The sequence below is a fragment of the Nocardia sp. AB354 genome (assembly GCF_049538315.1).
GTDB classification, from domain to species: Bacteria; Actinomycetota; Actinomycetes; order Mycobacteriales; family Mycobacteriaceae; genus Nocardia; species Nocardia nova.
Genome location: NZ_JBMVFU010000003.1, coordinates 362029 through 376463 on the forward strand (window position 1 = coordinate 362029; position 14435 = coordinate 376463).

Annotated in this window: 15 protein-coding genes; 10 read left to right on the forward strand and 5 right to left on the reverse strand. The window is 69.7% G+C overall.

Annotated features, from left to right (window positions below):
- Positions 1-22: 22 nt before the first annotated feature.
- Both ACPCUW_RS06510 and ACPCUW_RS06515 read left to right on the forward strand, forming a co-directional pair.
- Positions 23-772 (forward strand): NUDIX hydrolase, encoded by a 750-nt coding sequence (locus ACPCUW_RS06510; protein ID WP_063019586.1) that lies wholly within the window; start codon positions 23-25, stop codon positions 770-772.
- Entirely contained in the window at positions 769-1962 is a 1194-nt protein-coding gene (locus tag ACPCUW_RS06515) for a MarP family serine protease (protein ID WP_305779514.1), read from the forward strand. Before ACPCUW_RS06510 ends, ACPCUW_RS06515 begins: the two co-directional genes overlap by 4 nt.
- A 163-nt stretch (positions 1963-2125) precedes the next feature.
- Here ACPCUW_RS06515 and ACPCUW_RS06520 read toward each other — a convergent pair whose 3' ends face one another.
- The 4 genes from ACPCUW_RS06520 to acs form a co-directional block, all read right to left on the reverse strand.
- Positions 2126-3097, reverse strand: a complete 972-nt coding sequence (locus tag ACPCUW_RS06520; RefSeq protein ID WP_305779513.1) for an alpha/beta fold hydrolase — start codon at positions 3095-3097, stop codon at positions 2126-2128.
- Positions 3098-3118: 21 nt separating this feature from the next.
- Positions 3119-3610, reverse strand: a complete 492-nt coding sequence (locus tag ACPCUW_RS06525; protein WP_030518808.1) for a phage holin family protein — start codon at positions 3608-3610, stop codon at positions 3119-3121.
- Positions 3611-3649: 39 nt separating this feature from the next.
- A complete protein-coding gene (gene nhaA, locus ACPCUW_RS06530) occupies positions 3650-4861 on the reverse strand; it encodes a Na+/H+ antiporter NhaA (RefSeq protein ID WP_423423992.1) in 1212 nt (403 codons plus the stop codon).
- 209 nt (positions 4862-5070) lie between these two features.
- Positions 5071-7026, reverse strand: a complete 1956-nt coding sequence (acs, locus tag ACPCUW_RS06535; RefSeq protein ID WP_423423993.1) for an acetate--CoA ligase — start codon at positions 7024-7026, stop codon at positions 5071-5073.
- 167 nt (positions 7027-7193) lie between these two features.
- On the opposite strand from acs, the gene ACPCUW_RS06540 reads away from it, so the two are divergent.
- Entirely contained in the window at positions 7194-7937 is a 744-nt protein-coding gene (locus ACPCUW_RS06540; RefSeq protein WP_423423994.1) for an oxidoreductase, read from the forward strand.
- A 488-nt stretch (positions 7938-8425) separates the two neighbouring features.
- Here the strand turns inward: ACPCUW_RS06540 and ACPCUW_RS06545 are convergent, their stop codons facing one another.
- A complete protein-coding gene (locus ACPCUW_RS06545; protein WP_063010244.1) occupies positions 8426-9205 on the reverse strand; it encodes an HAD family hydrolase in 780 nt (259 codons plus the stop codon).
- Positions 9206-9694: 489 nt separating this feature from the next.
- Between ACPCUW_RS06545 and ssd the strand changes: the two genes are divergently transcribed.
- The 7 genes from ssd to ACPCUW_RS06580 all read left to right on the forward strand — a co-directional run bounded on the left by ssd (position 9695) and on the right by ACPCUW_RS06580 (position 14348).
- On the forward strand, positions 9695-10780 hold the full coding sequence (gene ssd / locus ACPCUW_RS06550; protein WP_423423995.1) for a septum site-determining protein Ssd: 1086 nt from the start codon (positions 9695-9697) through the stop codon (positions 10778-10780).
- Positions 10777-11964 (forward strand): TadA family conjugal transfer-associated ATPase, encoded by a 1188-nt coding sequence (locus ACPCUW_RS06555; protein WP_423423996.1) that lies wholly within the window; start codon positions 10777-10779, stop codon positions 11962-11964. The genes ssd and ACPCUW_RS06555 overlap by 4 nt, the downstream gene beginning before the upstream one ends.
- Positions 11965-12095: 131 nt before the next feature.
- Positions 12096-12752, forward strand: a complete 657-nt coding sequence (locus ACPCUW_RS06560; protein WP_308248095.1) for a type II secretion system F family protein — start codon at positions 12096-12098, stop codon at positions 12750-12752.
- Entirely contained in the window at positions 12749-13345 is a 597-nt protein-coding gene (locus tag ACPCUW_RS06565; protein ID WP_423423997.1) for a type II secretion system F family protein, read from the forward strand. Before ACPCUW_RS06560 ends, ACPCUW_RS06565 begins: the two co-directional genes overlap by 4 nt.
- Positions 13346-13402: 57 nt before the next feature.
- A complete protein-coding gene (locus ACPCUW_RS06570) occupies positions 13403-13615 on the forward strand; it encodes a DUF4244 domain-containing protein (RefSeq protein WP_063010178.1) in 213 nt (70 codons plus the stop codon).
- Positions 13612-13959, forward strand: coding sequence for a TadE family type IV pilus minor pilin (locus tag ACPCUW_RS06575; RefSeq protein ID WP_063010176.1), 348 nt, complete (start codon positions 13612-13614; stop codon positions 13957-13959). The genes ACPCUW_RS06570 and ACPCUW_RS06575 overlap by 4 nt, the downstream gene beginning before the upstream one ends.
- Positions 13956-14348: an Rv3654c family TadE-like protein gene (locus tag ACPCUW_RS06580; RefSeq protein WP_423423998.1), complete on the forward strand. Its 393-nt coding sequence runs from the start codon at positions 13956-13958 to the stop codon at positions 14346-14348. The genes ACPCUW_RS06575 and ACPCUW_RS06580 overlap by 4 nt, the downstream gene beginning before the upstream one ends.
- Positions 14349-14435: the final 87 nt, after the last annotated feature.

The window sequence follows — 14435 nt, forward strand, 5'->3', positions numbered from 1 at the left end:
GTCCGTGCCCGATAGATCCGAGATGAACGACAATTCGACAGCTGAGGACCGGCCGCAACAGCTCGCCACCGATATCCCGGGGTGGTTGCGCGGCGTGGCCGACCACGAACCGGCCGATCCGACGGGCGTGAATCAAGTACTCAAACGCACCGCGGGCAAGGTGGCCGCGGCCGCTCTGCGTCCCCGCGAGGCCGCCGTCCTCGTCCTGTTCGGCGGTTCGCCGGAGCCCGATGCCGGAACCCGTGGCGGTCTCCCGGCCGACGCCGACGTGTTGTTGACCCAGCGCGCCGCCACCCTGCGCCAGCACCGCGGGCAGGTCGCTTTTCCCGGCGGCGGGGTGGAACCGGGTGACGACGGTCCCGTCGGCACCGCGCTGCGCGAGGCGCGCGAGGAGACCGGTCTCGACCCCGTGGGCGTGGAACCGTTCGCCATCCTGCCCAAGATCTTCGTCCCGCCGTCCCGGTTCGACGTCACGCCGGTGGTCGCGTACTGGCGCACGCCCGGTGAGGTGCGGGTGGTCAGCGAAACCGAGGCCGCCCGCGTGGTGCGGGTGCCGCTGGTGGATCTGATCGACCCGGCGAACCGGTTCGTCGTTCGCCATCCGCTGGGGTACATGGGACCGGCGTTCGCGGTCGATGGCATGCTCGTCTGGGGTTTCACCGCCGGTGTGCTCGCCGGTCTGCTTGCGGTATCGGGATGGGAGCGGGACTGGGATCACCACGATGTGCGTGATCTGCAGGCCTCGCTCGCGGCAGTGGGGATGACGTTATGAGTAGTTCCGGGTGGCTCGACCTCGCGGTCTTGATCATCGCGCTGCTGGCTGCCACCTCGGGGTGGAGACAGGGCGCGGTGGCCTCGGCGCTCGGATTTCTCGGCGTGGTGCTCGGCGCGGTAGCCGGCATCCTGATCGCGCCGCACGTCCTGCAGCACATCAGCGAGGGGCGTCAGCGCGTCCTGGTCGGCGTCGTGCTGATCGTCGCGCTGGTGATCGTCGGCGAAGTGGCGGGCATGGTGCTGGGCCGCGCCGCGCGCAGCGGAATGCGGCACCCGTTCACTCGCAGTATCGACAGCGTGGTCGGTGCGGCGCTGCAGTGTGTGGCCGTAATGGTCACCGCCTGGCTGCTGGCGTTGCCGCTGGCTTCGTCGTCCCAGCCGGGTATCGCGGCCGCGGTCAACGGCTCCCGGGTGCTCGCCGACGTGAACCAGGTCGCGCCGAACTGGCTGCGCCGGGTGCCGAACGAATTCTCCAAACTGCTCAACACCTCGGGCCTGCCGGAGGTGATCGGCCCGTTCGGCCGGGCGCCGATCGCGGCGGTCGAGCCGCCGGACCCCAGCGTTCTAGACACGCCTGTCGCACTGAATCTCCAGCACAGCGTGTTGCGGGTGAACGGTGTCGCGCCGAGTTGTCAGCGCGCGCTGGAAGGTTCGGGCTTCGTCGTGGCGCCCGAGCGCATCATGACCAACGCGCACGTGGTCGCGGGCACCTCCACCGTGCAGGTCGACACCGCGCGCGGTCGCCTGGACGCGACCGTGGTGCTGTTCGACCCGGCCAAGGATGTCGCCATCCTGGCCGTTCCCGGACTCAACGCGCCGGTGATCCCGCTCGCCCCGTCGCCCGGAAAGTCCGGGCAGAGTTCGATCGTCCTCGGCTACCCCGGCGGCGGCCCCTACACCGCCAGTGCGGCCCGGGTGCGCGAGACGCTCGAGCTGACCGGTCCCGACATCTACAAGAGCAACACCGTCGAACGCCAGGTCTATACCGTGCGCGGCCGGGTGCGCGCCGGCAACTCCGGTGGCCCGCTGGTCGACACCGACGGTGAGGTGCTGGGTGTGGTCTTCGGCGCGGCGGTCACCGACGACGACACCGGTTACGTGCTCACCTTGAAGGAGGTCGAATCCGATCTGCAGGCCGCGTCGAATTCGACCGCGCCCGTCGGCACCGGTGACTGTGTCCTGAGCTGACCCGCTGCCGGCCCACCTTCAGGGCGAAGCCGCGGCGCCGACGCCGGCGCTGCGGACGTGTCGGGGCCTGCGCGTCCGGGGGCCTGCCGTGCCCTAGCGGTACTGCGCGGACCGAGGCCTCCCGTGCGCTAGCGGTACTGCGATGGACGGGGCCTGCCCTGCGCTAGACGTACTGCGCGGTCGCCGGATCACCCAGCAGTTTCGACAGTTCCGCGGTGACGGCGTCCGGATTCTCCTGGTGGGCGAAGTGCCCGGCCTGCGGGATCGTGACCACCCGGCGATCCGGTGAGAGCTTGCCCACGCCGCGCACGGTCGATTCGAGCATGTAGTGGTCGGCGTCGCCGCGCAGGATCAGCGTCGGCACGCGGACGGGTTCCCGCATCGCCGACAGGAAGCGGCGGCCGTCGGGACGCCACTGACTACGGAAGGCCCAGCGCTGATATTCCAGGGCGCAGTGCGCCGCACCGGGTATGCGGATCGCCGAGCGCATGCGCTGGGCGGTGTCGACGAATTCGGAGGTGCCCGCCCACTGCGGCCGCACCCGCTCGCGCACGAGACGTTCGATTTCGAATCCGTCCTGGCGGGTGAGCCGGCGCTCGCCGTACCGCGGCAGCTGATACCGCAGGAAATTCGGCAGATAGGCCGCGCGCTGGCGACGATCGCGCAGCACGGCACGTTTCAGCGCCACCGGATGCGGTGAGGCGATCAGCGCGATCGAGCGCACCACCCGGGGGTGCAGAACCGCGGTCGCCCAGCACACGAGTCCGCCCTCGGCATGGCCGACCAGGGTCGCGTCGGTGTGCCCGAGCGCTCGCACCAGGCCGGCGATATCACCGGCCAGCGTCCAGCCGTCGTAGCCGCGCGGCGGTTTGTCGGAATCGCCGTACCCGCGCAGATCGACCGCGACCGCGCGGTAGCCGGCCTGGGTGAGCCCGGTCAGCTGATGCCGCCACGACCACCAGAAATCGCCGAAGCCGTGCAGGAGGACGACCAGCGGCCGCGCGGGATCGCCCACCGCATCGTCGGGGCCGCCCTCGGCGATGTGGAATCGGATGCCGTTGGCGTGCACGTCGCGATGCGTCCACGGGCCGTCGAAGCGGACGCTGGACGGATCGGGAAGCGGATTCGACGACACGCCGAAAGCGTAATAGCCGGACTATGCCGTCGGCTTGGCGGCCGGGCCGTCGGCGTGCGATCCGAAGCCGTGCGGCAGCACCGTCCGGGTTTCCTTGAGCGATTCGATCGTCTTCTCCGGCGCCCGCAGTTTGCGGACCTTCCGGTAGCCGAGCAGCGCCAGCACCGCCACCACCACGATCATCAGCGCGAAGACGATCAGGAACGCCGCCCACCGGTACAGCCACACATCCAGCAGTTCGGCGAGGAAGAAGAAAAAGAAGAACGACGAGAACAGCAGCACCGTCAGGGCGCCGATGAAGAAGACGCTGCCCTGCAGGCCCTTCTTGATCTCGCCGGTCACCTCGGCCTTTGCCAGCTCCACCTCGGCGCGGACCAGGGTCGACATCTGCTCCGCGGCGTCGCGCACCAGATCCCCGACGCTGGCATTCGCGGTGGTATCGACCTCGGACAGCGGAATCGAGGTGATGGTCCGGTTTCGGCCCGCGTCGTTACCGCCGTTTGTGAAGCTCAATTGCTCGACCCTTCTCCATGTCCCGGTGCTGTCCGGCCTTCACTCGTATTCGGTGGCCGCACTCGCGTCTCGCCGCGCCTGATGCGCCCGCCCACGCCGCAACAGTAGCGCCGAACCGAGTAGAGAGGCCGTCAAGGACGTCATCAACACGGCGGCTTTCGCCAGTTCGGTCGCGGCCCGGTCGGGCAACGCGAGTTCTGCCACCAAGAGGCTAACGGTGAAACCGATCGCGCCCAGTACCGACAGGGCCGACATATCCCGATTGCCGAGACCCACGGGCCGAGCGGCGATTCCGAACCGGATCGCCAGCCAGCTCGAGCCGAAGATGCCCACGGTCTTGCCGACCAGCAGTCCGGCGATGATCGCCAACGACAGCCGGGAGGTGAACAGCTCACCGAAAACGCCGGCGGACAACGGAACTCCGGAGGCGAACAGCGCGAACAGCGGGACGCACACGCCGGCGGAGATCGGCTGGAACAGATGCTCGAGCCGGGCGGCCGGCGCCTCGTCCTCCTCCGGATCCGGGCGTACCCGGGTCAGCAGCCCGCAGATCACCCCTGCCAGCGTGGGATGAATCCCGGCCTCGTGCAGGGCATACCACGACAGCAGCGCCAGCGGCACGTACACCAGCGGGGTGCGGATACGCAGCCGCTGCGCCAGCGCCCAGCCCACGAAGCAGGCGGCGGCGCCCACCAGCCAGATCAGCACCACCGTGGTGGTGAACAGCACCGCGATCATCACGATCGCCATCAGATCGTCGACGACGGCCAGGCTGAGCAGAAACACCCTCGCCCCGGCCGGAATTCGCGAGCCGGTCATGGCCAGTACCGCGAGCGCGAAGGCGATATCGGTCGCGACCGGAATCGCCCAGCCGCGATCCATGCCCGGGACACCCCAGCCGATGACGAAGGCGATCACCGCCGGGGTGATCACGCCGCCCATCGCGGCCACCACCGGGAGCGTGGCCCGTTTCCGGTCCGCCAGCTCACCGACGACGAATTCGCGCTTGAGTTCGAGCCCCGCGACGAAGAAGAACACCGCGAGCAGACCGTCCTTGGTCCAGTCGCCCAGGGTGAGGTCCAGATGTAACGGTGGGATCGCGAGAGTGGTGTCCACCATCGCGAAATAGCCGTCGCGCCAGGGCGAATTGGCCCACAGCAGCGCTACCGCCGCCGCGGCGAGCAGCAATGCGCCGCCGACGGTTTCGGTGCGGAGATAACGAGCGAGCTCGGAGCGCAGCGCGACGATCACGGAGATCCTTTCGGGAGCGGACGGCGACTGCGGCGGGCACTCCCGCAACGGGCTCACCAACCACACGCCGACCAGACTTCCCGGCACTCCTTGACAAAATTTTACCGGTTCAGGCGTGGCTGTTTACGGCCGCCTTCAGGCTTCGCGGAGGCGAACGGCGGAGCCCACGCCCGGTGCGGTACCGGACGTGGGCTCGAAAAGCCGGTCGATCAGGCGTTGGAGGCGCGGATGGCTTCGAACACGTTGGGGTCGACCAGGGTGGAGGTGTCGCCGAGTTCGCGGCCCTCGGCCACATCGCGCAGCAGACGGCGCATGATCTTGCCCGAGCGGGTCTTGGGCAGTTCGGGAACGATGTGGATTTCGCGGGGGCGGGCGATCGGGCTGATCTCGCGGGAGACTTCGGCCTTGAGCTCGTCGACGAGTTGCTGTCCGGAGTTGTTCGAGCCGCCGGTGAGGATGACGAAGGCGACGATGCCCTGTCCGGTGGTGGCGTCGCTGGCGCCGACGACCGCGGCTTCGGCGACGCTGTGGTGTCCGACGAGGGCGGATTCGACTTCGGCGGTGGAGATGCGGTGGCCGGAGACGTTCATGACGTCGTCGACGCGGCCGAGGACCCACAGGGCGCCGTCGGCGTCGATCTTGGCGCCGTCGCCGGCGAAGTACCAGCCCTGGGCGGCGAAGCGTTCCCAGTAGGTGGCCTTGTAGCGTTCGTCGTCGCCCCAGATGCCGCGCAGCATCGACGGCCACGGCTGGTCGAGGACGAGGTATCCGTTGGCTTCGGTGGATCCGCGTTCGACCGAGTTGCCTTCCTCGTCGACGACTTTCGCGGTGATGCCGGGCAGTGGTGCCATGGCGGCGCCGGGTTTGGCGGGGGTGATGCCGGGCAGCGGGGAGATCATGATGGCGCCGGTTTCGGTCTGCCACCAGGTGTCGACGATGGGTGCGGTGCCCGCGCCGATGACTTCGCGGTACCAGCGCCACGCTTCGGGGTTGATCGGTTCGCCGACCGAGCCGAGCACGCGGATCGAGGACAGGTCGTGGGCGTCGGGGATGTCGCGGCCCCACTTCATGAAGGTGCGGATCAGTGTGGGCGCGGTGTAATAGATTGTGACGCCGTACTTTTCGATGATCTGCCAGTGCCGGTGCTCGTCGGGGAAGTTGGGGGTGCCCTCGTAGACGACCTGGGTGGCGCGGTTGGCCAGCGGGCCGTAGACGATGTAGGAGTGCCCGGTGACCCAGCCGATGTCGGCGGTGCACCAGTACACGTCCTGCCCTGGTTTGTGGTCGAAGACGTAATGGTGGGTGTAGGCGACCTGGGTCAGGTAGCCGCCCGAGGTGTGCAGGATGCCCTTGGGCTTTCCGGTGGTGCCGGAGGTGTAGAGGATGTAGAGCGGGTGCTCGGCATCGAAGGCGCTGCAGGCATGGTCCGTTGATGCCTGGGCGACGGTTTCGTGCCACCACCGGTCGCGGCCCTCGGTCCATGCGATCTCGAGATTCGTGCGCCGCACCACCAGCACGTGTTCGACGCTGTGCGGGACGTCGCCGTGGGCGTAGAGCGCCTCGTCGACGGCTTCCTTCAGCGGTGCGGCTTTGCCGCGGCGCCACTGGCCGTCGGTGGTGATCACCAGGCGGGCCTCGGCGTCGTCGACGCGCTGGCGCAGGGCGCTGGGGGAGAAGCCGGCGAAGACCACCGAGTGGGTCAGGCCCAGCCGGGCGCAGGCCAGCATCGACACGATGGCCTCGGGGACCATCGGCATGTAGATCGCGACCCGATCCCCGGCGACCAGGCCGAGTTCGGTGAAGTAGTTGGCGGCCTGGCACACCTCGGCCTGCAGCTGGGCGTAGGTGATCGAGCGGGAATCGCCGGGCTCACCTTCCCAGTGGATGGCGACCTGGTCGCCGTAGCCGTCGTCGACGTGGCGGTCCACGCAGTTGTAGGCGATGTTGAGCTTGCCGCCGGTGAACCAGCGCGCGAACGGGGCATCGTCCCAGTCCAGCACCCGATCCCACGGCTGATGCCAGTGCAGTCGCTGCGCTTGTTCGGCCCAGAACCCCTCGCGATCCGCCGTTGCCCGCTCGTAGATGGACGCATCGGCATTGGCTGCCGCGGCGAATTCGGCCGTAGGCGGGTACACGTCTCGGTGCTCAGCGGTGGTGTCGGTCATCTCGCCTCCATCGGGCCTGTCCATCGGATACGCGTCGGCCGCAGCGTGACCGCGGCCACGATGTGACCCTAACGGACTGTGACCTGCGCCGCGTATCGGTCCCGAACGGCGGGCTCGGGAAGCGGACCCCGGTGGGCCGCGGGATGCGCTCGGCTAGCGTGTGGGGCGTGAGCGACGTGCTGCAACCCCTGGTCGACCTGCCCGGTGTCCGCGAGGCGGCCGACCGCGCCCGCGATGTGCTCGCCGAAGTCCACCGGCACAAGGCGAACCGGCGGGGCTGGCCGACCACGGCGGCCGAGGCGGCGGTCCGCGCGGCGCGCTCCTCGGCGGCGATCGACGGCGGCGCCACCGAACTGCCCGCCGACGGCCGGGTCGCCGATCCGATTCTGGCGGGAGCGTTGCGGGTCGGGCAGGCCCTCGACGGTGACGCACTGCGGAATCTGGTCGGCGTGTGGCAGCGGGCGCCGCTGCAGGCGCTGGCTCGTCTGCATCTGCTCGCCGCGGCCGATCTGGTCGACGACGAAGTCGAACTCGGCCGGCCGCGCCCGGAGCCGGGCATCGCCGAACGACTCGATCTACTGGCTCAGACCGTACTGACCTCGAGCGCGCCGGCCCCCGTGCTGGCCGCGGTGGTGCACGGTGAGCTGATGTCGTTGCGTCCCTTCGGCTCGGCCGACGGCGTGGTGGCGCGGGCGGCGTCCCGGCTGGTGGCCGTCGCGAGCGGCCTGGATCCGCACAGTCTGGGCGTACCGGAGGTTTTCTGGTTGCGACGCCGCCAGGCCTACCTCGACGCCGCGGCGGGCTTCGCCGACGGGACGGCCGAGGGTGTGGGCGGTTGGGTGGTGTTCTGCTGCGGCGCGCTGGAAGACGGTGCCCGCGAGGCTCGATCGATCGCCGATGCGGCGGCATGAACGCGGCGCGTGAGCGCTGATCACAGCGAGTGCGAAACGGGTCCGCACATCGAAGCGGGCGGCGTAGCCGTCGTCGGCCTCACCGCCCGCTAGCACGGACTACCCGGTTACCAAGCGTGCTTGTCGGGTTGTGTTCTGCGGCCTCGGCGATCATCCGAACCCCGCCGGTTCATCCCCGCAACCTGTGCGAGGCCATTGCCGACGTGAATTCGAATTTCGCAGGCCCACAACGCTTCTGCCCTTGTCGCGGCGCGCTCCGCGTGGGTGCCTGGCGTCCGTGCTGGGAAGTGCGGATGGGAGATCGAACCTTCTCTTCCGTTCCGATCTTGGCCTTCCGCCCCTCCGTGCGTCCATTGTTACTCTGTGAGACCCCTCACATCAAGGGTCGAAAGGACATTACTCATAATCGGCGTGTGGCCCCTCGAATTGTGGTTACATCGATGGATTGCGCGTCGTTGACCAGCCGCGATGCGCTCGGAGCGCCACCCTCAGCGGCGCCGGCGCAGCAGCCGGTAACTGAGGGCGCCGGCCAGTACCGCGCTCACTCCGACCACCGCCGTGGCGGCCACCGTCGTGGTCGACGGCGCGGGAATCCGCGACCACAGTGACACCGGATTGGAGAAGGTCAGGATCGGCCAGTCCCGGGCCACCGCCTCGCGTCGCAGGTTCCGGTCGGGGTTGACCGCGGTGGGGTGTCCGACCGCCGACAGCATCGGCAGATCGGTGATCGAATCGGAATAGGCGTAGCAGCGCGACAGGTCGTAGCGCTCGGACGCGGCCAGCTTCTCGATCGCCTCGACCTTGCCCTCGCCGTAGCAGTAGAACTCGACTTCGCCTGTGTACTTACCGTTTTCGACCACCATCCGAGTGGCGGCGGTATGCGTCGCACCCAGCGCGGCGGCGATCGGGGCGACGATCTCCTCACCCGACGCCGAGACGATCACGACGTCGTGGCCGCGGATCTTGTGGTCGGCGATCAGATCCGACGCCTCCGCGTAGATCAGCGGATCGACCAGTTCGTGCAGTGTTTCCGCGACGATCGAGCGCACCTGCGACACGTCCCAGCCGGCGGTCATCTTCGTCAGATGTTCGCGCATCCGCTCCATCTGGTCGTGGTCGGCGCCGGAGAGCAGGAACAAGAAGTGCGCGTAACTGGATTCCAGTACGGTGCGCCGATCGATCAGGCCCTGCGCGAAGAACGGCCGGCTGAAGACGAACGCGCTCGACTTGGCGATGACCGTCTTGTCCAGATCGAAGAACGCGGCGATCCGGGGTGCGGACGAAGCGTCCGTCGTCCGGTGCGCGCGATTCGCTGCTGCATCGTTGCGGTGTCGCGGGTGCCCGGTATCCCCGGCGGCCCGATCGTTCGTAGCTGTTTGGTCGCCCTCGGCCGTCACGGCTCCAGAATAGGGAGCTTCCCCGGTGATGCGGCGTTCAGCCCGGCCGCACGCCCCGTCCGATGCCCCGGGAGCCGCCCGCTCCGGGCCGAAACTTCGTCGCGCGATGGACTTGCATTGCCGCCGGTTTCTGGGTGTAGTATTGCTGGCACCTGGACATGGTCCAGGCGCGTTCAGCCCGACCCCCCGGGGCTGAACCCCGACGGCCCCAGCCTCCTCCCCCCCCGGCTGGGGCCGTCCTCTATTTCCGGACCGTTCAGCTGTTACTCGGCGTGCAGTGTTTGTCCACAGCCCGCGAGTTGTCCACATTCGGCGTTGGGGCCCTGGTTCGCCCTGCCGATCCGGGTGAGGCTGGCTGACATGAATTCCGTTGCAGCAGTTCCTCCTCCGGCACTGGTGCTGGTCGGTGACCACCGGCTACGCGACGAGGTGCGTCGCATAGCGGCCGCCGCCGACCGTGGCCTGGACGAACGGTCCATGCCTGTCGGCAGGCATGCCTGGGCCGCGGCCGCGCTGGTGATCATCGATCTCGCGGCGGCGCGTACCTGTGCGGCCGCCGGATATCCGCGGCGCTCGGGCGTCGTGCTGGTCGGCAGCGGTGAACCGGATCTCGACCATTGGCAGGCCGCCGCGGCGGTCGGAGCCGAGCAGGTCATCGCGTTGCCGAGCGCTACCGAAACACTGATCGAGGCCTTCGCCGCCTACGCCTGGCGCGATCCTGGGGACGGAGTCGTCCTGGCCGTCGTCGGCGCAGGGGGCGGTGCCGGGGCCTCGGTCTTCGCCGCGACGCTGGCCCTGGCCGCCGCGGACCGGCGATTCCGGCCGCACATTCTGCTCATCGACGGCGACCCGCTCGGCGGTGGCATCGATCTGCTGCTGGGTATCGAGTCGGTGCCCGGTCTGCGCTGGCCCGAACTTTCCGTCGAGGACGGCCGGGTGGCCGCGCAAGCCCTGCACGACGCTTTACCCGCCGCCGCACCGGGACTCGGCGTACTGGCCTGCAGCAGACCGGCCGGCTCCGGACCGGACGATATCGGCATCGGCGCGGCCCGCGCCGTCGTCGAGGCCGGCCGCGGCGCCGGCGATCTGGTGGTGTGCGATATCTCCGGCAGTCGGGGCCCGCATACCGATCATCTCCTCGATGCCGCCGATCTCGTCGTCTTCGTGGTGCCGGCCCGGTTGCGTGCGGTGGCCGCCGCGGGGGCGGTCGTGGCGGATATCCGTCGTCGAAACCCCAACCAGGCCTTGGTCGTTCGAGGCCCCGCACCGGGCGGGCTGCGCGGTCGCGATGTCGCGGAGGCATTGGGGCTGCCCCTGCTGGCCGCCATGCGCGCCCAACCCGGACTCGCGGCCGAACTGGAACGCGGTGGACTGACGCTCGGCCGCGGGCCGCTCGCGGCGGGAGCGGAGTCGGTGCTGTCCGCATTGCCGGAGGGGGCTCGATGAGCGGGGTGGTGAGTGCCGAACTCCTGGACCGGGTTCGGGAGCGACTGGCCGCCCAGCCGGGTGAACACGATCCGGCCCGCCTGGCCGCCGCCATCCGCGCCGAAGCCGGCCGAGTCCTCGGCGATACGGACCTGTTGCGCGCATTGCGCCTGCTGCAGACGGAGATGACCGGGGCGGGCGCGCTGGAACCGTTGCTGCACGACGCCCTGGTCTCGGATGTGCTGGTGACCGCGCCCGATGCTGTGTGGATCGATCGCGGTAGCGGTCTGGAGCGCACCTCGATCCGCTTCCCTGACGAAGCGGCCGTCCGGCGCCTGGCTCAGCGCCTGGCGCTCGCCGCCGGCCGCCGGCTCGACGATGCGCAACCGTGGGTGGACGGGCGGCTGCCGGAATACGAGCGAGCGCCCGGTGAGAGCTTCGGCGTGCGGCTGCACGCGGTCCTCGCGCCCATCGCACAGGGCGGAACGTGTATCTCGCTGCGGATACTGCGCCCGGTCGGCCACAGCCTGCGCGGACTGACCACCTCCGGAACGCTCACACCGGAGTCGGAACTGCTGCTGGAGAGGATCATTCGCGCACGGCTCGCCTTCCTCGTGGTCGGCGGCACCGGCGCTGGAAAGACCACGTTGCTGTCGGCTCTGCTGGCGCACGTCGACCCCGCCGAACGCATCGTGTGCGTCGAGGATGCCGCCGAACTGTCGCCGCCGCATCCGCATGTCGTCCGGCTGGTCGCGCGTATCGCCAATGTGGAGGGCGCGGGTGCCATCACGGTCCGGGACCTGGTCCGTCAGGCGCTGCGGATGCGGCCGGATCGGATCGTCATCGGAGAGGTGCGCGGGGCCGAGGTGGTGGACCTGCTCACCGCACTGAACACCGGACACGACGGAGGCGCCGGGACGGTGCATGCGAACTCGCCACGGGAGGTGCCCGCTCGTCTGGAAGCCCTTGCGGCACTGGGCGGAATGGGGCGGGCAGGGCTGCACAGTCAGCTCGCCGCGGCCGTCCAGATCGTGCTCGCGATGCGGCGCCGCCCCGACGGTGGGCGAGTCCTGCAGGAAATCGGGCTGGTGACCCGCGAAGGGGAGGCGGGTGTGCGCATCGAGACGGCCTGGTCCGTGGATCCCGTTGCGGCACCGGCGAACACCGCACTCCAGCGGTTGCTGAACGAGCGGTTGCGGCAATGACCCTGAGCTTGCTGTGCGGCGCCGCAGCGCTGCTGCTCCTGCCGACCACGCCCCGGAGGCACCGACTGCGTGTGCTGTGCGGACGACCAGAGGAAACGCGAAACAACCCGAGCCGCTGGATTATTCGCGGCGTGGCTGCTTCGGCGGTGGGGGCGGCGGTCGTCTTCGGTCCCGGGTCCGCGGGTGCGACCGCGGTGCTCGTCACAACGCTGACCGTGCGTTCGAAGAACCGCCGCGAGGAACGCCGCCACGACGACGAATGCCGGAAACTGCTGGAAGGGCTGGAAGTGGTGATCGGTGAACTGCGCACCGGCGCGCATCCCAGCGCTGCCGCCGCCGTCGCGGCCGCGGAGATCGGTGGAGCGGCCGGAGCGGCCTTCGCGGTGAGCGCCGCGCGGGCCAGGCTCGGCGGTTCGGCCGCGGACGGATTGCGCGGACGTCCCTGCGCCGTCACGACCGAACTGGATCGCGTCGCGGCTGCGTGGGAGGTGGCCGAGCGTCACGGCCTGGCATTGGCCGAACTGTTGAGTGCGGCCCGCGACGACCTCGCCGGGCGAATGCGGTTCAGCGAGCGCACGACCGCCGCCCTGGCGGGTGCGCGGGCCAGCGCCGCGGTGCTGGCCGGACTCCCGCTCCTCGGCATCGCGCTCGGACAGCTGATGGGCGCCCACCCCCTGCAGGTGCTGATGAGCCGAGGGGTCGGAACCATCGTCTTTCCGCTCGGCGCCGGGCTCATCGGTGTGGGATTGCTGTGGGCGGATGCCATCACGCGACGGGTATCGGTATGAACGGTCTGTCGATGGCACTGCTCTGTTCCGGTGCCGCGCTGCTCGCCCTGCCGGGCCGAGTCACATCGGTTGCCCGCCTCCGTGCGGCCCACGGCGTCGCTCCGGCGCCGCGGAAGGTTCCGCGCCCGGCCACCGGCGACCCCTTGGCGGTGGCCTCGGCTCTGGATCTGCTCGCCGCGTGTCTGCGGGCGGGACTGCCGACCGCCACGGCGGCCCGCGCGGTTTCCTCGACCGCCCCGGAACCCTTCGCGTCGGCGCTGCGGCGGGCGGCGGAACTGCTGGCGCTCGGTGCGGACCCGGTTTCCGCCTGGGAGCGCGCGGCCAGGGAAGCACCCGTCGCGGAGATGTACGCGCTCGCCCGGCTGGTGCGCCGTTCGGCCCGCTCCGGTGCGGCCCTGACCGGCGCGGTCTCCGAACTCGCGGACAAGTGCCGCGCGGCGGTCGAGGATGCGGCCGCCGCGCGGGCGGAACGCGCGGGCGTGCTCATCAGCGGCCCGCTCGGGCTGTGCTTCCTGCCGGCCTTCGTCTGCCTCGGCATCGTCCCGGTGGTCGCCGGACTGGCCGGTCGAGTACTGGGCGGTGGGTTGTGGTGACCACACCAGAGATTCGGTGCGGATCCGCCGCGCCGACCGTAGAGAAAGGGGAGACCGATGCTGGCGGCAACGCAATCGGTTGTGCGAGAACTACGTTCGCGGCTGATCCAGGTACTGGTGACCGACGACGGGATGAGTACCGCCGAATACGCCATCGGCACGATCGCCGCAGCGGCGTTCGGAGCGGTGCTCTACACCGTGGTCACCGGCGATTCCATCGTGAACGCGCTGACCAAGATCATCGACAGGGCGCTGAACACCACCGTATGAGGTTCGCTCGTCCGGGCGAACGGGGTGCGGTCACGGTCGAGGCGGCGATTGCGCTGGCGGCCGTGATAGTGGTCGTCGTGCTCTGTCTGGGGGCGTTGCTGGCGGCGTCGATGCAGATCCGCTGTATCGACGCCGCTCGCGAAGCGGCACGTCTCGCCGCGCGAGGTGCGGAGGCGGAAGCTCTGCCGGCAGCGCAGCGGGTGGCGCCGCCCGGCGCCGATATCGAGTTGCGCGCGGAGGGCGACCGGATCGTGGCCACGGTTCGAGCGCGGGCGCCGCTGCTCCCGATGCTGCGGTTACGGGCCGAAGCGGTAGCGGTACGCGAACCGGGCGAGCCGCAATGACACCGGCCACAGTGCCCGCCGCGTGCCGCGGCCGCGGATGCGCCGGCGGTGCCACCGTCACGGCATGTCTGGCACTCACCGCGCTGCTCCTGGTGACGGTCGTGATCGTGCAGTTCGCGGCAGTGGTCTGCGCACGCCATCGAGCGCAGAGCGCGGCCGATTCGGCGGCATTGGCCGCAGCGGGCGCACTGGATTCCGGCGCTGAGGCGGCCTGCGATCGAGCGGATTCGGTAGTGCGGCACATGCGGATGCGGGTACGGACGTGTTCGGTCCGGGATTGGGATGTGACGGTAACGGTCGATGGTTCGGTGACGCTCGCTCTTTTGGGCAAGCGATCAGTTGTGGCGGTCGCGCGGGCCGGTCCGGTGAGTGCGGGAAAACGATCATGAATACCGGACGGTTGGTGTGAGTAAGAATGGGTGACCGGAGCCACACCGCAGTGCCGTAAGTGCGGTGGATTTCCCATTCGGTCGTCA

Bases quoted from the DNA above. Each gene is read 5' to 3' on its own strand.
- ACPCUW_RS06510 (WP_063019586.1), top strand. From the start codon at position 23: ATGAACGACAATTCGACAGCTGAGGACCGGCCGCAACAGCTCGCCACC.
- acs (WP_423423993.1), bottom strand. From the start codon at position 7,026: ATGACCGACACCACCGCTGAGCACCGAGACGTGTACCCGCCTACGGCC.
- ssd (WP_423423995.1), top strand. From the start codon at position 9,695: ATGAATTCCGTTGCAGCAGTTCCTCCTCCGGCACTGGTGCTGGTCGGT.
- ACPCUW_RS06565 (WP_423423997.1), top strand. From the start codon at position 12,749: ATGAACGGTCTGTCGATGGCACTGCTCTGTTCCGGTGCCGCGCTGCTC.
- ACPCUW_RS06580 (WP_423423998.1), top strand. From the start codon at position 13,956: ATGACACCGGCCACAGTGCCCGCCGCGTGCCGCGGCCGCGGATGCGCC.
- ACPCUW_RS06575 (WP_063010176.1), top strand. From the start codon at position 13,612: ATGAGGTTCGCTCGTCCGGGCGAACGGGGTGCGGTCACGGTCGAGGCG.
- ACPCUW_RS06555 (WP_423423996.1), top strand. From the start codon at position 10,777: ATGAGCGGGGTGGTGAGTGCCGAACTCCTGGACCGGGTTCGGGAGCGA.
- ACPCUW_RS06515 (WP_305779514.1), top strand. From the start codon at position 769: ATGAGTAGTTCCGGGTGGCTCGACCTCGCGGTCTTGATCATCGCGCTG.
- ACPCUW_RS06570 (WP_063010178.1), top strand. From the start codon at position 13,403: ATGCTGGCGGCAACGCAATCGGTTGTGCGAGAACTACGTTCGCGGCTG.